Source organism: Rhizobium sp. CBN3 (assembly GCF_030518245.1).
Classification (GTDB): Bacteria; Pseudomonadota; Alphaproteobacteria; order Rhizobiales; family Rhizobiaceae; genus Rhizobium; species Rhizobium aethiopicum_A.
The window spans coordinates 82,932-104,403 of sequence record NZ_JAULSE010000011.1 but is presented as its reverse complement, the minus strand read 5'-3'; the positions used below and the strand labels follow the sequence as shown (position 1 = coordinate 104,403).

General features: G+C 60.4%; 19 protein-coding genes and 1 pseudogene. 9 read left to right on the top strand and 11 right to left on the bottom strand.

Going from position 1 to position 21,472, the window contains the following annotated elements; genetic code table 11:
- Window positions 1-39 precede the first annotated feature (39 nt).
- From QWJ46_RS18000 to QWJ46_RS17985, 4 genes are all read left to right on the top strand, one after another.
- Complete coding sequence (locus QWJ46_RS18000; protein ID WP_302752543.1) at window positions 40-2,508, top strand: adenylate/guanylate cyclase domain-containing protein; 2,469 nt, start codon at window positions 40-42, stop codon at window positions 2,506-2,508.
- Between the two features lie 231 nt (window positions 2,509-2,739).
- Window positions 2,740-4,446 carry an adenylate/guanylate cyclase domain-containing protein gene (locus QWJ46_RS17995; RefSeq protein WP_302752541.1) on the top strand — a complete coding sequence of 569 codons (1,707 nt, stop codon included), beginning with the start codon at window positions 2,740-2,742 and terminating at the stop codon, window positions 4,444-4,446.
- Between the two features lie 174 nt (window positions 4,447-4,620).
- Window positions 4,621-5,202 carry a dihydrofolate reductase family protein gene (locus tag QWJ46_RS17990; protein ID WP_302752539.1) on the top strand — a complete coding sequence of 194 codons (582 nt, stop codon included), beginning with the start codon at window positions 4,621-4,623 and terminating at the stop codon, window positions 5,200-5,202.
- Between the two features lie 1,173 nt (window positions 5,203-6,375).
- Window positions 6,376-6,624 carry a hypothetical protein gene (locus tag QWJ46_RS17985; protein WP_302752538.1) on the top strand — a complete coding sequence of 83 codons (249 nt, stop codon included), beginning with the start codon at window positions 6,376-6,378 and terminating at the stop codon, window positions 6,622-6,624.
- 15 nt (window positions 6,625-6,639) lie between these two features.
- Here the strand turns inward: QWJ46_RS17985 and QWJ46_RS17980 are convergent.
- Together QWJ46_RS17980 and QWJ46_RS17975 are read right to left on the bottom strand one after the other, a co-directional pair.
- A pseudogene (locus QWJ46_RS17980) lies at window positions 6,640-6,943 on the bottom strand (succinoglycan biosynthesis protein exoi).
- Between the two features lie 94 nt (window positions 6,944-7,037).
- On the bottom strand, window positions 7,038-7,589 hold the full coding sequence (locus QWJ46_RS17975) for a DUF1003 domain-containing protein (RefSeq protein WP_302752536.1): 552 nt from the start codon (window positions 7,587-7,589) through the stop codon (window positions 7,038-7,040).
- Window positions 7,590-7,888: 299 nt separating this feature from the next.
- On the opposite strand from QWJ46_RS17975, the gene QWJ46_RS17970 reads away from it, so the two are divergent.
- The gene (locus QWJ46_RS17970) at window positions 7,889-9,157 is read left to right on the top strand and encodes a DUF892 family protein (protein ID WP_221157526.1); all 1,269 of its coding nucleotides are present in this window, start codon (window positions 7,889-7,891) and stop codon (window positions 9,155-9,157) included.
- Between the two features lie 233 nt (window positions 9,158-9,390).
- Here QWJ46_RS17970 and QWJ46_RS17965 read toward each other — a convergent pair whose 3' ends face one another.
- The 5 genes from QWJ46_RS17965 to QWJ46_RS17945 form a co-directional block, all read right to left on the bottom strand.
- Entirely contained in the window at window positions 9,391-10,296 is a 906-nt protein-coding gene (locus tag QWJ46_RS17965; protein ID WP_302752535.1) for an NAD(P)/FAD-dependent oxidoreductase, read from the bottom strand.
- Window positions 10,297-10,394: 98 nt separating this feature from the next.
- Window positions 10,395-10,613, bottom strand: coding sequence for a hypothetical protein (locus QWJ46_RS17960; protein ID WP_302752533.1), 219 nt, complete (start codon window positions 10,611-10,613; stop codon window positions 10,395-10,397).
- Window positions 10,610-10,870 carry a DUF982 domain-containing protein gene (locus QWJ46_RS17955; RefSeq protein WP_085777297.1) on the bottom strand — a complete coding sequence of 87 codons (261 nt, stop codon included), beginning with the start codon at window positions 10,868-10,870 and terminating at the stop codon, window positions 10,610-10,612. The genes QWJ46_RS17960 and QWJ46_RS17955 overlap by 4 nt, the downstream gene beginning before the upstream one ends.
- A 301-nt stretch (window positions 10,871-11,171) precedes the next feature.
- Entirely contained in the window at window positions 11,172-11,639 is a 468-nt protein-coding gene (locus QWJ46_RS17950) for a DUF2269 domain-containing protein (protein WP_302752530.1), read from the bottom strand.
- On the bottom strand, window positions 11,636-12,922 hold the full coding sequence (locus tag QWJ46_RS17945; RefSeq protein ID WP_302752529.1) for an SDR family oxidoreductase: 1,287 nt from the start codon (window positions 12,920-12,922) through the stop codon (window positions 11,636-11,638). The genes QWJ46_RS17950 and QWJ46_RS17945 overlap by 4 nt, the downstream gene beginning before the upstream one ends.
- 467 nt (window positions 12,923-13,389) lie before the next feature.
- Between QWJ46_RS17945 and QWJ46_RS17940 the strand changes: the two genes are divergently transcribed.
- On the top strand, window positions 13,390-14,499 hold the full coding sequence (locus QWJ46_RS17940) for a sulfite oxidase (protein WP_302752528.1): 1,110 nt from the start codon (window positions 13,390-13,392) through the stop codon (window positions 14,497-14,499).
- A 293-nt stretch (window positions 14,500-14,792) separates the two neighbouring features.
- Here QWJ46_RS17940 and QWJ46_RS17935 read toward each other — a convergent pair whose 3' ends face one another.
- Window positions 14,793-15,539: a glucose 1-dehydrogenase gene (locus QWJ46_RS17935; RefSeq protein ID WP_085858562.1), complete on the bottom strand. Its 747-nt coding sequence runs from the start codon at window positions 15,537-15,539 to the stop codon at window positions 14,793-14,795.
- A 107-nt stretch (window positions 15,540-15,646) separates the two neighbouring features.
- On the opposite strand from QWJ46_RS17935, the gene QWJ46_RS17930 reads away from it, so the two are divergent.
- Entirely contained in the window at window positions 15,647-15,991 is a 345-nt protein-coding gene (locus QWJ46_RS17930) for a helix-turn-helix transcriptional regulator (protein ID WP_184459406.1), read from the top strand.
- 285 nt (window positions 15,992-16,276) lie between these two features.
- Here QWJ46_RS17930 and QWJ46_RS17925 read toward each other — a convergent pair whose 3' ends face one another.
- Entirely contained in the window at window positions 16,277-16,765 is a 489-nt protein-coding gene (locus QWJ46_RS17925) for a hypothetical protein (protein ID WP_302752525.1), read from the bottom strand.
- 473 nt (window positions 16,766-17,238) lie between these two features.
- On the opposite strand from QWJ46_RS17925, the gene QWJ46_RS17920 reads away from it, so the two are divergent.
- Together QWJ46_RS17920 and QWJ46_RS17915 are read left to right on the top strand one after the other, a co-directional pair.
- Window positions 17,239-17,922 carry a winged helix-turn-helix domain-containing protein gene (locus QWJ46_RS17920; protein ID WP_302752523.1) on the top strand — a complete coding sequence of 228 codons (684 nt, stop codon included), beginning with the start codon at window positions 17,239-17,241 and terminating at the stop codon, window positions 17,920-17,922.
- Between the two features lie 58 nt (window positions 17,923-17,980).
- Window positions 17,981-19,378: a sensor histidine kinase KdpD gene (locus QWJ46_RS17915; RefSeq protein WP_302752521.1), complete on the top strand. Its 1,398-nt coding sequence runs from the start codon at window positions 17,981-17,983 to the stop codon at window positions 19,376-19,378.
- Here the strand turns inward: QWJ46_RS17915 and QWJ46_RS17910 are convergent.
- The gene (locus QWJ46_RS17910; RefSeq protein WP_302752519.1) at window positions 19,275-20,171 is read right to left on the bottom strand and encodes a glycosyltransferase family 25 protein; all 897 of its coding nucleotides are present in this window, start codon (window positions 20,169-20,171) and stop codon (window positions 19,275-19,277) included. The two genes, QWJ46_RS17915 and QWJ46_RS17910, sit on opposite strands and share 104 nt — an antisense overlap.
- A 330-nt stretch (window positions 20,172-20,501) precedes the next feature.
- Entirely contained in the window at window positions 20,502-20,909 is a 408-nt protein-coding gene (locus QWJ46_RS17905; RefSeq protein ID WP_302752517.1) for a GFA family protein, read from the bottom strand.
- Between the last annotated feature and the right edge of the window lie 563 nt (window positions 20,910-21,472).

Genomic DNA, 21,472 nt, shown 5'->3' with positions numbered 1-21,472 from the left:
CTTTAGTGGCTGCGCAAGCAAGACCTTGCAGTTGCCGCTATGTTTGAACGCGTCGGCATACGAGGGCGCTTGTTGCTCGCTTTCTTCGGCATCAGCACCTTCGCAGTGCTCGCGACCGCCGCAGCTCTCTATGCCTTCCTTCAGGTCGGCGACGTGGTCGATCGCATCACCAAGGAACGGGTCCCGACGGCGCTCGCCTCTCTCCAATTGTCGCGCCAGGCTGAGAGGGTCGCCTCAACCGCGCCCTCAGTGCTGGCGGCGACCAGCACGGTTCAGCACAACGAGGTCTCGGCTGCGATCGGACTCGAGATGGGGCGTCTCGAAGAGTTGCTCGCCGCACTTAAAGGCACCGCAGTCAGCGCGACGGCGGTGACTGAAATCGAAGACGCGGTGATTGGTCTACGACGAAACCTCGATGCTCTCGACGATCTTGTCGCCGCTCGCCTTACCATGGTTCAGCGCAAGGAGGAGTTGCTGCGCCGCTTATCGGATACGACAAATGCAAGTCAGCGTCTCATCGCGCCCGGTATCGCCGTGATGAACTCGAAGGTCCCGCAGTGGCGTGCAGCGGCGACTGATTCCGCCGCACCACCCGACGCGCGTGCTGCGGCGCCGAGCGACCTGGTCAAGGCAATCGCGGCCTACATCCCCCAGCAGAGGGCGCAACAGGAGATCTCAGCAGTCAACGACGCGCTGGTCAAGACTGCCAACGCGCGTACGCCGGGAGATCTGAAGCTGATCCTGTTTCCGCTGCGCCGGTCGCTCGCCGTACTCGAAACGGTCTCCACCGAGATCGATGAAAAGTTGCGGACCCGCTTCCAACAACGGTTGGACGAGTTAAAGTCGCTGACCGACGGTGAGAACGCGATCCCGAAGGTACGACAGGACGAGTTTGCTGTCCTGGCAAAGGGCGAGCAGCTTCTGGCTGAAAACAGTCGACTATCGCGCGACCTTACCGCGGCCGTCGATCGCCTGGTTGCAAAGGCAAACCATGAGATCGCCGCGTCCGCCCTCGAAGCCTCGGTCGTCCGGCGCTACGGCACCGGCATTGTCCTTGGCTCCGCCCTTCTAAGCCTCCTGAGTTCGGTTCTGGTTGTCTGGCTCTATGTCGACCGCAGCCTTCTCGCCCGTCTGGGAGAGGTGAGCCAAAGCATGCTGGCAATCGCGGGCGGCAATCTGCATGCGCAGATGCCCGTCGGAGGCCGCGACGAAATCGGCCGCATGGCAGGGGCGCTCAGGCTGTTCCGGGATACTGCGGTCGAGGTGGAGGAAAACAGCCTGCGCGAGGTTGCGGAAGCGCGCCAGCGACTTGTGGATGCCATCGAGAGCATCTCCGAAGGATTCGCTCTGTACGATGGCGAGGACAGGCTCGTGCTGAGCAATAGCCGCTACCGCGAGCTGTTGTACGCCGGCCTGGAGGAAATGACACCCGGCACGACATTCGAGCAGATTGTTCGCCGGTCCGCTGAGGGCGGCTACATCAAGGATGCTGAGGGGCGAGTCGAGGAGTGGATTGCCGAGCGGCTTTCGCGGCATCGCTACCCTGGTGAAATGTGGGTGCAGCGGCGTCGCGACGGGCGATGGATCATGATTAGCGAGCGGCGGATCACGGGTGGCGGCACGGTGGCCGTCTACTCTGATATCACCGAGCTGAAGCAACGGGAGGAAAACCTTGCCGAGAAATCCGCAGCTCTCGAGGCGCTTTCCAGCAAGCTGGCGAAATACCTGGCGCCGCAGGTGTATAACTCCATATTCACCGGCCGCCAGGACGTCAGCATCGCCAGCCAGCGGAAGAAGCTGACGATATGCTTCTCCGATATCGCCGGCTTTACCGAAACCACAGACAAAATGGAATCCGAGGATCTCACACAGCTCCTCAATCACTACCTGACGGAAATGTCGAAGATTGCTTCAGATCACGGCGCGACGATCGACAAGTATGTCGGAGACGCCATCCTGATGTTTTTCGGCGATCCGGAAACCCGCGGCGTCAAGGATGACGCGCTCGCCTGCGTGCAGATGGCTCTCGCGATGCAAAAGCGAATGAGCGAGCTTGGGGAAATCTGGCGCGATATCGGGATTGAAACACCGCTGCGCTGCCGCATTGGCATTCACACAGACTACTGCACTGTGGGCAACTTCGGCAGCGAGGACCGGATGGATTACACGATAATCGGCGGCGCCGTGAATCTCGCCTCGCGCCTTGAGCAGGAAGCGTCGCCGGGCACCGTGCTTATTTCTTATGAGACGTTTGCGCAAGTGAAGGACACGATCGAGTGTGAGGAACTGGGGCATGTCCTCGTAAAGGGAATAGCCTATCCGGTCGCCACCTATCGCGTGGTCGATCTGAAGGAAAATCTGGTCCGCAGCCGTCGTACTGTCCGGACCGAACTGCCGCACCTGAGATTGGAAGCTGAGCCCGAGCTTATGTCCACCGATGAGCGCGATCAGGCCGCCGCCGCACTTCGAGACACGCTCGATCGGCTTTGTCACAAGCCTGGGGCGTAGGCTCACGTTCGCGCGGGTTGTCGCCTTCCATAGGCACCAACCTCGTCGACCCAGACGTTCAAGAACCATCCGCTTTCCGTGGATACACATTTCCGTGTCGTCCACTTCGACGCCGGCGGTCACAAAGACGGCTTGATGGAGGTGGAGGTCGCCTGGGCACCTCTTACCTTTTGTTGACTCACCCGCGCTTGAACAATAACTTGGGAACTCGGTCGTTGGGCTTGTCCTCAAATGACGAACCATTCTCTTCAGCGTCGCCTTGCCGTCATCGTCGTTGCCGATGTGGTGGGATATTCGCGCCTGATGGAGGCTGATGAAGCCGCAACGCTTGATAACCTCAGGGATCTCCGTTCCGGCACTATCGAGCCGGCTGTGATGCGTCACAATGGTCGCATCTTCAAGGTCGTGGGCGACGGCTTCTTGATGGAATTCGGCAGCGCGGTGGAAGCGGTCGCAGCAGCGTTGGAAATGCAGCGGGCCACCACTGCCGTTGAGACTTCCGGGGACCGGCGGCTGCTTTTACGCGTGGGCGTCAATCTCGGAGATGTCATTGACGACGGTTCAGACGTCCTCGGCGACGGGGTCAATGTCGCGGCCCGCCTCCAGACGCAGGCCGCGCCGGGAGGTATCTGCATTTCAGCCAGCGTTCACGGCGAGATCGTCGGCGAGATCGCCGACCAGTTCTTCGATGCGGGCGAACGCTACCTGAAGAACCTGACTCGCCCGGTCCACGCGTGGCATTGGCCGGATGCGCTGCAGAGCATATTGCCACTGCCGGAAAATCCTTCGATCGCTGTATTGCCGTTCACGAATATGAGTGGGAATGAAGCGGACGAGCCTTTCGTCGACGGCTTGACCGAAGACCTGATCACCGACCTTTCCCGCACGGCTGGCCTGTTCGTCATCGCGCGTAATTCCGTCTATGGCTACAAGGGCAAGGCGGTCGACGTACGGCTGGTCGCCCAGGAGCTCGGCGTCCGCTACGTCCTCGAGGGGAGCGCCAGACGCGCGATGGGCCGAGTCCGCATCAATGCCCAATTGGTCGACACGCTTGGCGGCCAGCACTTGTGGGCCGAACGGTTTGACAGGACGTTGGAAGATGTTTTCGAGTTGCAGGATGAGGTCAACGCCAAGATTGTCGAAGCTCTCGTCGGCCGGCTGACCATCCCGACGCCGCGCAATCGGCCGAAAAACTTTGAGGCCTACGATCTGTGTGTGCGCGCCCGCCTCCTGACGGAAGAGTCGCCGCAAACCGAGCGTGAGGCCTATTTGCTGCTCCAACGCGCGGTCAAGCTCGACCCATCATATGCCGAGGCGCTCGGTCTGCTTGCCTATAACCGCTGGCTTGCCTGGACTCATTTCGGCGAGCCCGAAGATCCTAATCGTCGGATGGCGGTGACATCAGCGCAGAAGGCGGTCGACCTGGATCCCAACGATGCCGGCTGCCGTTACGTTCTGGGGACCATTTTGGCTTATGAGCGGCGATGGGAGGAATCGGAGGCCGCCTTCGCCAAGGCCCTCGAACTGGACCCCAACCACGCCGACACCTGGGCCGCCATGTCGGATATGTCCGTGCTGGACGGCAGGATTGCCGACGGGCTGGCGCAGATCGAAAAAGCTCTGCGGCTCAATCCCTATCCAGCCTGCTGGTATCTTTGTCATCTTGGGCAGGCGCAATACGCCGCGGGTGACTATGAGGCGGCAACCGCTACACTGCGCAGGAAAGACACGTATCGCACCAACTCACGCAAATTCCTGGCTGCTGCGCTTGCGCAGTTGGGCCACCATGAGGAGGCGCGGCGAGAAGCAGAATTGTTCCTGATCGCCCACCCTCATTTCACGATCGCCCATTGGCTCAGTTCCCAGCCGCTGCGCGATGCATCTGTACGAGACCACTTTGTCGACGGCTTCCGAAAGGCAGGCCTGCCGGAGACGTGACAGCGGGCGGAGCCGACGCGTTTGTGACAATCGGTCCTTTCGACAGTCCAATTGCCGTGCAACATTGATCGTCGTGAATACGTCTAATGAGACTAATCATCGGATTCGGCGCCGCGCTCACGGCACCTGCCGACAGCATCCTTCGCACACTTGACCTCGTCATAGGAGAACGAAATGTCCAAATCCATCCTCGACATGTCGATGTCACTCGATGGCTATATCGCCGACGATAACGATTATCTCGGAGGCGAGGATGGAGAGCGGCTGCACCACTGGGCGAGCGCGGACGGGGGATCCGCTGAAGCCGGGCCTGTCCGTGAATTTGAAGCCGAATGGAAGGCGGCGGGTTCAGTCCTTGCCGGCCGGCGAACCGCCGAGCTGATGGATCACTGGGGAGGCAGTCATGACGGTGCCCCGATCTTCGTGCCCAGTCACCGGCCTCCGCCGCCCGCCGCGCGTTGGGGTTATCCGTTGGTGACCTACGTGAATGACGGAATCGAGAGCGCGATGGCGCAGGCGAAGGCTGCGGCCGGCGATCGGGACGTGCAACTGCGGGGCGGTTACACGGCGCAAGAGGCACTCCGGGCCGGGGTGCTGGACGAGATCCAGATCCATCTGATCCCAGTGCTGCTCGGTCGCGGCCGCAGGCTGTTCGATGTTTTGCCGTCAGAGATCGAGCTGGAGCTTGTCCGGGTAATCGACACGCCGCAGGCGACACACATCCGGTATCGTGTCCGTCGCCCAGCCAGTTCCTAGGGTCTGATGACACGACGTGATCGTAGACCGTTGGCAGAGGGCCACTTCGGCGTCATTCAAAACGGTCTGGGTTTGGAATTCGTGGGACAGGATCATAACGCCCTCACTTCCCCTACATTAATGATAGGGCGAGAACGCGATGGATCAACCTGGCAGGATGTCTTGAGGCGTCGGGCCGCGCGGAGCGTCGCTTTGGGAGCAGACCGGAAACTTACCTCCGCACGACCCAACTCTGAAAAGGGGTGGATCGCTAGGTGAAAGGCGGGTGCGATCCGAAGTTACCACCTCTCTCCCGCGATCCGGTGAGTTAACCTCGTTGTCCCCATGTGGTTCCGGTACGATGCCGACAAAAAAGCCCCGCCGTAACGGGGCATGTTTTGACAACACGGATCGCACAGGAGGAACACCCGTGCTTTCCTGTTGCTTCAACGAAAGAGGGACTGGCTAGGTTCCGCTACGGCGTTGCACATAGTAGAACTCAGCTTCATCTTTTCACTGAGCACTCAAGAAGTCGTTATTTTGCTTCGCGAGGGAGGTTCTGACTGGATACAGCAACATTGCTAAACCTCCCTGGCTTCCTCTTGACAAGGATGAAGAAAATCTAGCTCGAATCTTACTGAGAAAAAGAGGGACTTAAGTCGGGCTATCGGCGCCGGGGTTTGCAGTGCGGTACCTGACGACAGAAAAAAAGCCCCGCAGCTCAGCGGGGTTAGCAAATCGGGGTTGTTTTTTTGGCCTTGCGCACCCAGGCGCTGCACAACTATTCTCCACATTGTTTACTTTATGGCAATAAGTACTACTTTATCACTTCGACTTAGGGTGCCGGCCGCTTGGCAATTATTGTTCACCCCCAAGCAATGTGTCTCCTGTGCGTTGGGCGGCGCCTACCATTCCTCGGAGCGAACGCCTCAAATTTTGCCTGGACGGCCGCCTAAGCTCGGGCGAATTCCTCTTTGAGAATTCCCTTTCCTGCGTTTCGCCGTGATCGACAATGGATACGACCACACGCCGTTGCGTTCAGTCATCAGAATTTCTGGCCTAGCGCTCGGTGCGATGGCGTACCGCACCGACAAACGTGCGAAACCGCACTGACGGTTGGCCTTGGAGGGTTGACGCAATACGGTTTTCTTATCGCACTCCGAGCGAACTGTTGCGACGCTTAGGGAGGATGACATGGCCGATTTCAATCTCTCACTCCAGGTGGAAGACGTGAACGTGATTTCGGATGCTGTTCGGACTTGGTTTCGGCATAATCACGCCGCGCCAACCGAACAATCAATGCAGCTTCTTTGCAGCGCGGCAGTCGACCTATTTAACGAAGGACATAAGACGCGCGAGGAACTCGTCACGTTGTTGATCATGAAGTTTGATAGCAGTCATTCGCTGCAGGTGAACGCGCCGACGTCCACGTCTCATCATTGACAGTGATATCGGCCATCAATGCGGAACGTCGGCAGTTGATTGGCAGGGCAACCGCCCAAGCGGCCTTTCCAATTTAGGCCATCTCCGCTTACTGATCTTGGTCTGTACGTAGTATTTCTGCCCTGGCACGTGGAAGATGCGCTCGCCCGCCTGGATGGAGATATTGCCCTTGATCCTGCACGATTGTCCGGAGCCGTGAGGCGAGCAAGTCACTAACTGTCAAGCCGCCGGCGGCGCCAAATGCGAGCGCGCCGACGAGCAATCCCGGCGCCCCGAACAGCACTGATCTCTTGTGCGGATTGCGATTATTGTGTCGCATGCCCGATCAAAAATCTTTTGGCATTGCGCATCTGGGCGCCGCACATGGTGGCGACTGAGCCGGTCGGTCTGTACAGCGCGAACATTGCCACTTTCTACTTGTCTTCCCCTTCCGCCTGGATGCGATCCAACACGGCTTCCGGCGCGATGTCCTTCTTCAGCTCTTCAACCTCATGGTCCGCCTCGGTCGGGACTTCAAGCTTCTTTGCGATGGCTTCGACCATGGCGATCAGGCGTGTCGTCTCGTGTTCGTTTAATAAGCTGATCTGGAGGTCGAGGTCGGCGCGGATATTGTCTTGTGCAGCCATTCGGTTCTGATTGATCAAGACAAACGTCGAGAGAAAGATCGCCTCGACCGAAGCCTCCATAGCGAGAATCACCAAAGAGGGGTCCCAGGGTGGAAGCTGTGGGAGCAATCCTACATTGGCGATGATCCAGACTCCGTAAAAGACGACGTGAATGTAGACGAACATCATGGAACCGGCGAACTTGCTGATCAAAGCAGCGGAACGCTCCTGAGCAGACGCTGCATTTTGGCTCTGCCGGCGGCGCTGCATGATAGCTTCGATGTTACGGGTTAACGCGGGCGTTAATCCTTCCGCGGCCGGTGTTGTTGGGCTTTTGCGCTCCGGATGGTCGTCGTTCATTACGCAATCCTCGGATCTGTAATTGATGGTTTCCACCTTTGCCGAAAACTGCCCTACGAAGATCCGGTTCAATGTTGGCTGCAATTCCCTGGTGCGAACGTAGCTTAGGAAGATGAGTGGCTTCCTGATTAGCCATCAGGGAGCGAAAGCGGCTAGTCGACAACCGCACGCGCCGTAGCCGTGAACCTGCATGAAAGTTCGGTTGGGTGCCAAGGCCGCCTCCTCCGCCGGCTCCGCCGGCCCGTGTGGAACATTCACCACCGAGCGCGGTTATGGGCCAGTTCAAAGGAGGACGCGGCATGTACCATCACGTCAAAAAGCTCATGTACACCGTTCGGGTGGATGAGCCTGATCCCCGATTCGGAAATATGCTCCTTGAGCAGTTCGGAGGCGCCAACGGTGAACTCGCGGCGGCGATGCAGTACTCGATCCAAGGCCTGAACTGCGAGGATCCCGGGCGGAAAGACCTGCTGATGGATATCGGCACCGAGGAGCTCAGCCATCTCGAAATCGTCGGCACGCTTGCCAGAATGCACCTCAAACCGTTGAAGTCCGTTCGCGAGGAGGCTGAAGCCGATCCTTTGATTGCCATTGCTGGCGGCGGCGGCGTGAACCTCTTCAATTCCATGGGCAACCCCTGGACGGCCGACTATCTGAAGATAACCGGCGAACTGGACGTGGATTTGCGAAGCAACATCGCAGCCGAAGCCCGTGCGAAGATCGTTTATGAACGCCTTATCGACTTCTGCCGCGATTCCGGCACGAAGGACGCTCTGCAATTTCTCATGACAAGAGAGATCACCCATATGCGGGCATTCCAGCTCGCACTCGAAAGCATGGGTAAACCTCCCCTCAGTGTTGGAAGAATCGCTCCCACACCGGGGCTCGTCGACCAATTCTTCAACGACTCGACGGGCGAAGGCGACCTCGGCGAGGTCGATGTTCGCGGTCCGTGGAACGAAGGAGAGCCCTGGAAATTCGTCGAGGCTCCGGCGTTCCAGGGATTCAAGGGCGCCGACGAGACTGCACCGTCGATCGAAGCGCGAAGCGCGCCGCCGGAAAGATCGGAAGGGATCGAGGCGGTGCTCGTGGACGAGCTTCGCGACCTGCTGCATGCCGAAAAGCAGTTGCTCAAAGCGCTCCCCAAGCTGCAGAAGGCAGCCCGCTCCCAGCAACTGCAGACTTTGCTGCAGAAACATCTTGCCGAGACCGAAGCGCAGGTCGAACGGCTGAACGAGTGTCTGCGAGTACTCGGCTCCGCGGCAAGAGCAAAACCTTGCAAGGGAATGGCTGGCCTGATCGAGGAGGGTGAAGAGGTGATGGCGGAAGGCAAGAAGAGAGAAGACGCTCCTGCAGATCTGGCTCTCATCGGTGCAGCATTGCGCGTCGAACATTACGAAATTGCCGCTTACACCACCGCGCGTAATCTTGCCCTTCAGCTTGCACAGCCGGCGGTCGCTCGATTGCTGACATTGTCGCTGGGTGAGGAACAGAATGCGGGCCATCTGTTGGATCAGCTTGCTCAACCGCTTATGTCGGCGGCAAGAATGCCTGCCAGCGTCCGTTGACGTGGCTGGTAATCGTGGCACCCGCGGAGGCGTCAGAGGCGCCGACTGCGGGTGCCGCTTTACGGCGGAATTGGGCTAAGGCTCTATCGCACGCCTCCCCGTCGAGCTTCCTGGCAGCGGCTCAACTTTGATTCGCGAGATCGTGAGCGCCGACGTAGAGCAAGGCTCAGGCTCACCCTGTCCACAAACTTTCTTGGAAATGCAGTGATGGGGCTCAGAAGCGACGGCATCCCTTAGCGCGCTAGAGGGCTAGCCTCGTTCAGATCGTTTCGGATCGCAGTGGCCGCTATGCCCGCCTGCCCCATTGCGGTCCCGATCTGATCCAAGCCGATGACCACGTCTCCGGCTGCATAAAGGCCAGGAATGCTTGACCTTTGGTGACCGTCGACGATGACGCAGCCGTTCTCCGACAATTCTGCGCCGACCATAGCTGCCAGTTCCGACCGAACGTCCGATCCTAGCGCCGGGTAAATAGACGAATACACGCCGATGCTCGAAGCTGTTGCGATTGTGATCCTATCGCGCTCAGGGTCGATAGATTTTATCGGACCTTCCTGGAGGCCGATCCGCAAGTCCCGCAGCCGATCGACCTCAATCTCCGAGAGCTCGTGTTCCTCTTGCGGAGTAATGATCGTTACGTGTGTCGTATAACTCCGCAGGAACAGCGCCTCTGCAAACGCTCTCGATCCGCAACCGATGACGGCGACACGCTTGTCGGTGATCTCGAACCCGTCGCAGACAGGACAGTAGCGGATAAGGCCGCGCGCAACAGCCTCGTCATGACGCTCGGCCAACATCGGTGGCTTGCGGTCGGTGACGCCAGTGGCGAGAAGGACTGTTCGTGCCCGCATGCCGCCGCGGCTGGAGACAACTCGAAAGCCGTCATGCTCCTGCTGAAGCTTTCTGACGCCCTCACTGCGGATCTCAACTTTGTACCTTTGAAGCTGTGTGCGCATCCTGGCGAGAAGCTCCCTTCCGCTGATACCCTCCGGGAACCCTGCGAGGTTATGGGAAATCGGAATGGTGGCGGCACGACTGCTATGGTCATCGAATACGGTTGTCGAAAGGTGGTAGCGCGCAAGATAAACGGCCGCAGTCAAGCCAGCAGGTCCACCTCCGATGATAATGCAGTCGCGCATCGTGTCTCCAGACCGTCGCCGCTCAAGATGTCGTACTCACATCGCCTGCATCGACCAGGTAGACCGCTCCGAGGAAGCCGTCCGGCGTCCGTTGCTCTTCAGGCGGATACCAAGATGGTGATCATCACTAGTGCGGAGCCAACGCCCGCCCCAGCAAGGCCCGTTGTCATATAGCCGGCAAATCTCCCGGCTTGGCCGTGCCTGATCTCCTCAGCGGTGCCGAGAACGGCCGCCAGGCCGGCAGCAAGCCAGCATGTAAGCGTCAACGTCCCCAAAAGTATCGCCCAGTGCGGTGCGTCGATTGAAAGCACGGTCATGCGAATACCCTCGCGGCGAGCGCCGCCTCCATGAACGCCTTGCGGGCTCCCTCGGCACTTCCACGGCGAGCGATGGCATCGACGCATCTGCGCTTGGCGATGCCGAACTCACGAGAATTGGTCGACGGCCAGCGATGGAGAAGCGCCGCAAGCGCCGCGTCCGGACCCTCAATGCGCTCACGCATGCCGTCGCCGATCCGGACGTATACCGGTGGCTTCCAAGTAACATGGAAGTCGATATTGATAACCTTTTCCATTGCAGACCTCATTGCCAGGTTTCCCCGACAACCGCCTTCAGCTGTCCGAGTTCCCAAGCCGTAATGGTTGGTCCGTTATCGGACAGCTTGGAAGAGAACATGGGGAGAAGGTCGTGATCGTTGAGATCTTACACGAGCGTCGATAGGGACGGATTCGCTGGAGTGTGGCGTCTGAGCAAATTTCGACGGCGTCCGCGATGACGCCAAGTTCGTGCAGCGGCGGTGGAGCTACATTTCCGGTCGGAGGGTGGCAAGGAGGTCGGACAGGCAGGAGGTTGGTCGAAAAGCCGGAACTCCGCGATTATCCAACCGGGCGGGTGATCATCAGCCAGAGAATTGCCAGCACCGCCGCGAAAGCCGGAAAGCCGAAATAGAACCAGGTCCAGAACAGCCGATGGTATCGCGCTGGCAGGGGCTCATCATTGGCCGCTGCTTCTTTCGCAATCTTGCGCATCTCCATCTGCATCCAAACGACCGGCAGCCAAAAAGCACCCGTGATGAGATAAAGAACGATCGACCAAACGATCCAGCGCTCCCAAAGGGAATAGCCGACATACCAGGCGAGCGCTATGCCGGTGACCGGCTGAGCGATCACGGCGGTTGTGGTGAAGACGAAATCCGCAAAGACCACGATCTGCGCGACCGCGGCCACAGTCGCTGCATTGCCGGTGCGATGCGCGACCAACATGAAAAAGGCGATGCCCGCGCCGGTGCCGAGGAGAACGGTGGCGCCGATGATATGCAGGAATTTCAGCACGAAATAGGTCATCGCTCCTCCAAGATCGCGAGAGCAACCAGGTGCAACACGAGGATCGGCCATATCTTTGTCAACGGGCCGAGCGGCTCATTCCATAACTCCGGCAATATCGCGGTGCCGGCCGCCGCATAGAAGAGTGAGAGCAGGATAGCTGCGTAAAGGCCCCATCGCGCAGTGCGGCGTATGACGATGGCGCATCCTATCGCGATGTCTGTAAGTGCCCCGGCAATAACGGTTGGTGCGGCCAAACTACCTGCCCCGCCCCCCATCATCAGCTTGACACCCTGCTCGAAACCCGATGTCAGCGAAATTATTCCCGTCGATATCCAGAAGATGGGCAGCAGCACAAAAGTGACGGGCTTCAGGAAGTAGAGTTTTGCAAACCAACGCTCCTGCACCGAAACAGGCCGACGCGCCAGAGCTTCGTCCAACGATGACGGCCGGATACCCGTAGCGGCTATCCATTCGCTGGGATCACCGACGGCGCCGCGGACGATCTCCATTGCGGCCGTGCTTCGAACCGGCGGCCGCCACCCCAGCAATCCCGCAATATCGCCCAACCAATAAAGAAGGCTGGCGAGCGGGCGGGGCAGCAGATAACGCTTGGCCGGACGCCAGCCAAGCCATCTCCGGTATCGCCCCACAATCTCTTCAAACTCGAGTGCCTGCGGACCGACGATTTCAAGCGAGACCTTCGAGGGCTCTGTTTTGTCGATAAGCCGGAGGACGGTTTCGGCGACGTCGTCGAGTTGCACTACCTGAAGTTTCCCGGTCGACGGCATCAACGGCAGAAACGGCAGCGCCGCAAGTCCGCGAAACAATGCACTGGAGCCGAAGGCCGCATCACCAAGGATCACGGACGGACGCAGTATTACCCAGTCGAGATCCGTCTCCATCAGGGCCATGTCGCCGGAAAGCTTAGTGCGCGAGAACGTGGATGGCTGCTGCCGATCCACTCCAATTGCCGAGAAATGGATAACTCGACGTACACCGGATTGCTCGCATGCACGAAACAGCGCTCCCGGTCCCTGCGCGTGGACGCCCGCCATATTGTGGGTCACTCCGTCCTGCAGTGCCCCGGCGCAATTGACGGCGGCGTCCACTCCGTCGAGATGGCGCAGCCACGCAGACTGCTCCACTGCTTTGGCCACATCGACTTCAACCCAACTACCGGTGCCTTCAACCGGCCGTTTTCCAGGACGCACCACACAGATGATATCATGTCCGCATGCCGCTAGCCGGGCGCAGACGGCACTGCCAACAAGTCCTGTTGCGCCGGTAACAAGGATTTTCATATGGACGACCTTCGCACTCAAAAGCCCCGAACCTGTGCGTGCAGGATTTCGTTCCAGCGCCCTTCCTCGTGACAATGCTGGGATAACTTTTGAATTGTGTCGAGCAAGCAATTCCGAGTGCTTGAGTTCCCAGATGGCGTCTGCTCAATGCGGCGAGTTCAACCTCCGTCATTCCAGGCCTTGAGCCTGGAATCGATAGAAGGAATGATCAATTTGGGGCCGAAGGCCGGCCGTCCTCCACTGGGACATCCCAACACCGAAAAAGAGGACATCAGAATTCTTGCCGCCGCGGTCTGAGATCGGCCCCTTTTGCTGCCGTTCGAGGTCGATCCGAGGAGGTGCGCTATGTGCTAGGATGCGGCCGAAGGCGGAACGGGACAGGAGCACTGCAAGGGGCGGTGTTATCGAACCGGAATTCGCATGATCGAGAGCCGACATTGTGCTCTTGGAAGGGGAGACGAGAAGCGATGCCGACACCACAGCAACCCAGTCTGATAGTTCGACAGAAATCACCACCGAATATCGAGTTTCCGTTTGCGTCGCTCTCCGATTGGCTGATCCCAACCGAGCAGTTTTTCGTGCGAAACCATTTCCCGTCGCCGAACCTCGATGCGCGAGACTGGAGATTGCGCGTTGGCGGGGCGGTGGAGCGGCCGATCGAACTTGACCTCGACAGCATCAAAGCGATGCGGAGCACGACTCTCACCGCCGTCGTCGAGTGCGCAGGGAACGGACGCGTCTACTATGAGCCGCCGAGGGAGGGGCTGCAGTGGCAGAACGGAGCCGTCGGCAATGCCGCGTGGACAGGTGTTCTTCTGCGCGAGATTTTGGAAATGGCGGGCGTTAAGCGAACCGCATGTGAGATTCTGCTCGCAGGCGCCGACAGCGGCATAGTCGACTCGAACAAGAAAACGGCTTCTCCCGGCCCCATCGCTTTTGCGCGCAGTTTACCGCTTGCGAAGGCCATCGCTGACAGCACGATCCTTGCCCATTCGATGAACGAGGAGCCGTTGACGCGCGATCACGGCTACCCGCTACGCGCGGTCGTGGGTGGCTGGTTCGGCATGGCTTGGGTCAAGTGGATCACGGATATCACGGTTGTGGAGCAACCGTTCCTTGGCTACTGGCAGGCGCGCGACTATTTCCGTTGGGAGCGCAGCCTCGGGGAACCCACGCTGGTCCCCCTTGCGGAGATGGAGGTCAAAGCGCAGATCGCGCGTCCCGTACAGGGGGCGCATCTCAGCGTCGGCCAACCCTATCGAATTTTCGGTGCCGCCTGGAGCGGAGAGGCTCCTATCCGGCAGGTGCAGGTCTGCACCGGAGATGGCAGGGGCTGGCGCGAGGGAAGGCTCCTCGAAACAGAACGCCCCTTTGCATGGCGCTTGTGGGAGTACATGTGGACCCCTGAAGAAGTGGGGCGATATACACTGCGCTGCCGCGCGACCGATGGCGCGGGGCGCGTGCAGCCCGATCTCCAGCGTTCCGATTGCGAGAGCTACGCGGCCAATTGGATCATCCCGGTGGAGGTTACGGTCGTTCCCAAGCCACAGACATACGAGGAGGAATTCGTGATCTAATCACCCGCATGGGGCGGAATGGCGGCTCTTGGCGCAAAGCAAACAGCGTTAGCGATGATTGCGCCAAAGCCGATAATTGCCGCGATATGCGAGGCGCCGCGCCGCCGGCGAGTTGGGCGGAAACGCACCCTCATCCTCCGTCATTCCAGGCCTTGAGCCTGGAATCCATGGCCACAGCCGAGGAGGCCGGCGTGGGTCCTCGGGTCAAGCCCGAGGACGACGGAGGGGTGAACCTTCTGTCGATACAGTATGCGCGCGCCTCCACAAAGGCGCACGCACCGTCATCGCAAGCCTTAGCGGAAACCGCCGCTCGCCACCAGCCGCTCGCCGGTCAGCCAGCGCGCATCGTCGGACGCGAGGAAGACGGCGATGTCGGCGATATCGTCCGGCTGGCCGATGCGGCCGAGCGGTGTCTGGGCGACCATGGTCTGCTGCAGATCCGAGCCGATGACGCCGGCCGTGTGCGTGCCTTCGGTCTCGACCATGCCCGGCAGGATGGCGTTGACGCGGATCTTGCGCGGGCCGAGCTCCTTGGCAAGCACGCTGTTGATGCCCTCGACGGCTCCCTTGGTGCCGGTGTAGACGGCCGAGGCCGGCAGCCCGAGGCTGGTGACCACCGAGGAGATGTTGATGACGCTGCCGCCCTCGCCGAGATGCTTGGCCGCCGCCTGGGTGGTCAGGAGAACGCCGAGAACATTCACGTCGAACATGCGGCGGTAGTGCTCCTCGGTTACCTCGCCGATCGGGGCGAATTCATAGACGCCGGAGTTGTTGACCAGCACATCGAGCTTGCCGAATTCCTTGACCGCGGCATCGACCACGCCCTGCGCCTGTTCGGCCTTGGAAACGTCGCCCTGCACTGCGATGGCCTTGCCGCCGGCCGCGCCGATCGCCTCGACTACGGCGTCGGCTCCGGCCTTGCTCGAGGCGTAATTCACCACCACTTCAGCACCTTCGGCCGCCATCGCCTTGGCAATCGCGGCGCCGATGCCCTTGGAGGCTCCCGTGACCACTGCGACCTTTCCTGTGAGCTTTGCCATCTCTCGTTCCTTCTGATCCGGATTGCCGCCGGAATTAGCGGCCTTGTTCCGTAGTTCGGAAATTCGGAACTGTTGATCTCGATGTCAAGGGGCACTATATAAAATTCATGCGACCGTTCTTTCACCCAGCCCTGGAGGACATAAAACCCGATGCGATCCTCTATGCGCTGTCGGATCCGGAGCGCGTCGCGATCTTCGCCAAGCTCGCCGGCACCGCCTGCGGCGGCACCTGTTCTGCGCTCGCCGATCTCGGCGACCGCGTCATTCCGAAATCGTCGCTGTCGAACCATTTCAAGGTGCTGCGCGAATCCGGCCTGATCCGCAGCGAACGCCAGGGCGTCGAGATGCGCAATCAGACCCGCTGCGCCGAGCTCGACGAGCGCTTTCCCGGGCTGGTCAGGGCGATTCTGACGGCTTACGGACAACTTCCCGAGCAACTGAAGACGGGGTGACGGCTCTTGGAAGATGGACGCCGCCGACGGAGGCTGGGTCCTCGGGTCAAGCCCGAGGACGACGGAGGGGGGGCGCTCTGCGGCAATAGGCGACCTATGGAGCAATCCGGATGCGATTACGCTTTCTGGTCTCTCTGCCAGACTTCGTCATTCACGCTACCCGATGCCTATCCGCCGCGCCGACGGCGCGTCTGGCGAGAACGCTAACCCCACTCTCCGTCATCCCAGGGCTTGATGTAAAGCCCGGATACATACCTGACAGATGTTCGGAGACCGGCGTCTGCGTCATTTCTCTATGGCCGCGGAGCCCTCGTCCGCCACCCAGTCGGGGAATTTGTGATAGGTGCAGGCGTTCATCGAAAACCACGCGACGTCATCAGCTATTTGCTGGCGCGAAAGCTCCCATTCGAAAGTGTCGCGGCCATCGAAACCATAGAATACCGCCATTGCCATCAGATCCCTCAAAGGCCCTGGGGGATACAGCGTGCCGTATACTATCGCCTCCGTTCCAGAAAATTTTCCTTTGATGACTTTCTTGATCTCCAAATCTGCTCTTATCATTCGCGTCGGAAAATTTTCTCTCAGGAGCAAACCGGACTCACCGATCGACAGCGATTTCACGCGCGCCTCGACCACGATTTCCGCTTTTGCCAGCAGTTCATTCTGAGGAGGGCATCGAGCCATTCCGGCTGCTGGAGTTGGATCGATAGCCATTAACGCAAGAATTGCTGTAAAACATGGCCGCATATGTGGGTTCAGGAGCGCCTTCGGCATCGGTCTCTTTCCTTACGCTGAGGCAAATCTATTTCGTCTCGATTGCGTGAGGCTGAAATGGAATCGTCATTCAGGCATCCTGTGCATTGAGATACGAGCAGGCGTTTGAGATCAGCCCCTCAACCGCCTTCTCCCCGCTCGCGGGGCGAAGGGACCATGCCGCGACCTCTCCGTCCCCCCGTCCACCTTTGCGAAAGTCCCCTCCCCAAACCCCTCCCCACAAGGGGGAGGGACTAACCCGGAGCGCCGCCTCGTCCACCCGAAACGTCGCAGATATCGAAAACGGGTACGGCAGGTTAAGCCCCTCCCCCTTGTGGGGAGGGGTTGGGGAGGGGTCTTGAGGGGGGGGGTACAGCCCGGACACGCAGACCCAGTCGCCGGCGAACTCCCCGCCCATCGCCTTACCAATCCGTAAGTTGCCGCCAGGCCGCCCACTCGGCTAGATCTGGCCACTCCAGGCATCCGGGAGCGGCATGCGAATCCTGCTGATCGAGGACGATATCAAGACGTCCGATTATATCGCCAAGGGCTTCGCCGAGGCGGGGCACGTCTGTGACGTGTTCGCCGACGGCCGCGACGGGCTGTTTCAGGCGCAGCGCGAGGCCTATGACGTCATCGTCGTCGATCGCATGCTGCCGGGTCTTGACGGCCTGGCGATCGTGCGTTCACTCAGGGCTGCCAAAGTCGGCACGCCGGCGCTGTTCCTGACCTCGATCGGCGGCGTCGACGACCGGGTCGAGGGGCTGGAGGCGGGCGGCGACGATTATCTCACCAAACCTTTCGCCTTCTCCGAGCTTCTGGCCCGCGTCAATGCGCTCGGCCGGCGCCCGCCGGTGCAGGAGCAGCGCACGGTCTTGAAGGTTGCCGATCTCGAGCTCGATCTGATCCGGCGCGAGGCGCGGCGCGCCGGTCAGGTGATCGAGCTGCAGCCGCGCGAATTCACCCTGCTCGAGGTGCTGATGCGCGGCGAAGGCCGGGTGATCACCAAGACGATGCTGCTGGAGCGGGTCTGGGATTTCCACTTCGATCCGAAGACCAGCGTCGTCGAGACTCATATCAGCCGCCTCAGGGCCAAGGTCGACAAGCCGTTCCAGGCTCAGCTGCTGCACACGATCCGCAACACCGGATACAGCCTGCATGCGCCTCGAACAGGATGATTTCAGGCCCATTGGCCTGAAAATCTCAAATCCTGTTCGCAATTTAAAGAGTAAGAGCATGATGTCGTCCGAAAACCGCGCACACTTTTCGGCATCATGCTCTAGCCTGCGCAGGAGCACGCCGTTTCGGCTCGCCGTCACCTTCGGCGTCCTCTTCGTCGTCGCCTTCATCCTCAGCGGCGCGATCATCTATCACATGCTGCGCCTTGGCCTCGGCCGCGATGTCGACCAGTCGCTCAACGAGATGAATTCACTCATTGTCTCCACCTATCAGCCCGGGGACACCGAGGATCTGATCAATACGCTGAACAATTATGCGAGCTTCCAGTCGACCTCCGACGGGCTCTATTCGCTGACCGATGCCGGCGGGCGCAAGCTGGCCGGCAACTTCACGGCACCGCCCATCCCGAACGGCGTCTATACCGTCACCTCCCGCGATGTCGGGCTGAAGGGGCATGAACGCTACCGGATGCAGGTGTCGACGATCGGCCCCTACAGCCTCGTCGTCGCCGAGAACTTCAACGATGCCGACGAGATGCTGCGGATCGTGCTGGTCAGCTTCGAATGGGCCGCGGCAATCGTGGTGGCGACGGCGATCGGCGGCGGCGTCTTTCTCGCCGTTCGCGCCCAGGCGCGATTGGACCGGGTCGCCAACACCATGAACGACGTCTCTCACGGCGCGCTCGACGCCCGCATTCCGATCGCCGGCAACGGCGACGATCTCGATACGGTGGCGATCCAGATCAATGCGGCGCTGGAGCGCCTGCAGAGACTGGTCGAGAGCATGCGGCAGGTCAGCGCCGATATCGCCCACGATCTGAAAACGCCGCTCAACCGGCTGCGCCTGACGCTGGATGCCGCCGTGGCCGGAAACGACCGGCAGGCGGATGTTTCGGCTCTGCTCGACGAGGCACGAAACGAAAGCGACCGGATCAACGCCACCTTCGAGGCGCTGCTGCGCATTTCCCAGATCGAGGCCGGCGCCCGCAAGGAGCGCTTCCAGGCAACCGATCTCGACGCCGTGCTGAGCGTCATCTCCGAGGTCTATATCGATGTCGCCGAAGATGCCGGGCAGTCGTTCCGGATTGCCGCGCGTGCGCCCGCCGTCATCTGGGGCGACCGCGATCTCTTGACGCAGATGATCGCCAACCTGGTGGAGAACGCGATCAACCACTGCCCGGCCGGAACCCGCATCACACTGTCGCTCCGCCGCCAGGAAGACCGCGCCATTCTCTCGGTCACCGATACCGGCCCCGGCATTCCCGCTGAGGAAAGGGACAAGGTCTTCCGGCGCCTCTACCGGATCGACAAGAGCCGCACGACGCCGGGCAGCGGCCTCGGCCTCAGCCTCGTCAAGGCGATCGCCGAGCTGCATTCGGCCGAGATTGCACTAGCGGACAATCATCCCGGCCTTCGCCTTTCGATCGCCTTCCCGCTGATGCCGGAGAAATCCTGAGCCGCCATGCCGCGAGCCTGATGAAGCGGGTGACAAAACGGCGGATTTCGGCCGCAGCGCGAAATGGCAGCACGCTCCACGGCCGGCGACGGCCGAGTCGGTAGGCCGAAAGCCCCGCCTGGATCTGCGAGCAGGGATCGGCCCTTTGGCTCACCGGCAACGGATCGACGAAGCAGGCGCGCAGCCCCTCGTCGAACTCCAGGTCGAAGGCGAGATCATAGGGCAGCCGCATGGGCAGCAGCGCCCCGGCAATCCAGCCCGCCGCCTGGCGGTTGACCAGATAGGCGCCCAATCCCTTCTCGCGGGTCAGCGCAATGGCGAGCGAGCGCGAGGCGGTAAGCGGCTCGACTCTGTACTTCCGGCCGGAATTGACCGTCGACAGCCGCAGAATGTCCCACTCTGCCTGGTGGCGAAGCGCGGCCTCGAGCAGTTCAGCAAAATCATCATCGAAGTCGAGATCATCTTCGAGAATGAGGGCGAATTCGGCGTTGCTAGCGAGGAAGCGCCTGGCGCATTCGACATGGCTGAGATAGCAGCCGATCTCGAAAAGGTTCGGCCGGCGGCCATGCCGGCTGAGATAGGATGCTTCGTCGAAGCCCGGATGCGGCAGGCTTATGGCCGCACCGTCGACCGCCGCCACGCGCTCATAGGCAAGGCCGAAGCCTGCCAGCAGCCGTTCCATTCGAAACCGGCGCAACGGCGCGCGGTCGAGATTGATCAGGTAGGTATTCACCTGCAGGCTGACCGGATGAATGGCCGGCATAAGGGTGACAGGTGTGGCGCGCATGTTCATGAGAGCTGGCCTCGACTTGGCAATGATGGCGCCAAGGCTGCGCTCCAAACCTCACCGGGACTTCGCCTGAACCATACATTTTCGTAAGCTGCGCCATCGCAAGCCGAGGGATGCATCCTTACGGATCGGTATTGTCCCGGCAAAGAGCCCGTAAGAATGCCGCGCTACAGCTCGTCTGCTGCACGCAATGGGTCACTTCCCTTCCCGCGATCATGACGACATCAATCACGCCTTCGATGACGACGGCGACCCATTGCGTGCCGCGCCGGAGAACCTCGCGTCAGCCGCAGCTGAATTGCGATCGAGGTCCCTCTCCCGGCTCCGCAGCCATTAACTTCCGGAATGACGCTCGATCGACTCGGCGAGGGCGATCCAATGCGGGCGATTGTCCCACCAGTGAACATGATCGGGCGCAGGAAAGGACGGATCGGCGAATGTGCCGGCCGCGATGACGACGGTGCCCGGGAAGTATGTTCCGGATCTGGAAAAACCGCCTCCACCGCAGATCCGGCAAAAGGCCCTCATCACATCCGGCACGGTTTCGCCCTGCGGAAACCAAACGGAATAATCTCCGCAAACGATCCGAACATCTTCGGCACGGAACCATACATTATGTGCAAGAGCGCTGCCGGACGCGCGCTGGCAGCGTGTGCACGTGCAGACGTGGTTGTGCACTGGATCGCCATCGACCTCCAGGCACAGGGCGCCGCAGCTGCACTTGGCATGAAAGACGGGCATTTGGCTTATTCCATGTTGAAACCGTTGTCGATCTTATGGCACCATGCCGTCGTTCAAATCGTTCAGACGCGCCTCGCATCCAAAATACTCCGTCGGCTTGGGAACAACGGGCTTCGCCGATCGTAAGGTTTGTGGGCCGTGCGGAGGTGCTTATAACATAGCCATGCACTTCGATACTCTGTGCGGCCCACTCCGGTCAAAGCCAGGACGCGTCCGTATGTTGGGAAGCGCCCACACAATTGCCCACTTCTAATCGGCATCGCGATTTGAGCGGCAGCCCGGAGGCACGTCCGGATAAATTGATCCTCGTTGGCGCTATGCCGTGCGGCCCCCTCATCCGACCCTTCGGGCCACCTTCTCCCCGCTGGGGAGAAGAGGGAGAGTGCCGTTTCTCCGTCGACTCCATCAGATGGAGTGCCTTTGAAGCGGCGGGTTCATCTGGGTACTGCAGGCGCGCCTTGCTCCCTCTTCTCCCCTCGGGGAGAAGGTGGCCCGAAGGGTCGGATGAGGGGGCCGCACGGCGTTCCTTTCACTATTCGGCCCGCTCGGCAACAGTCTGGTGA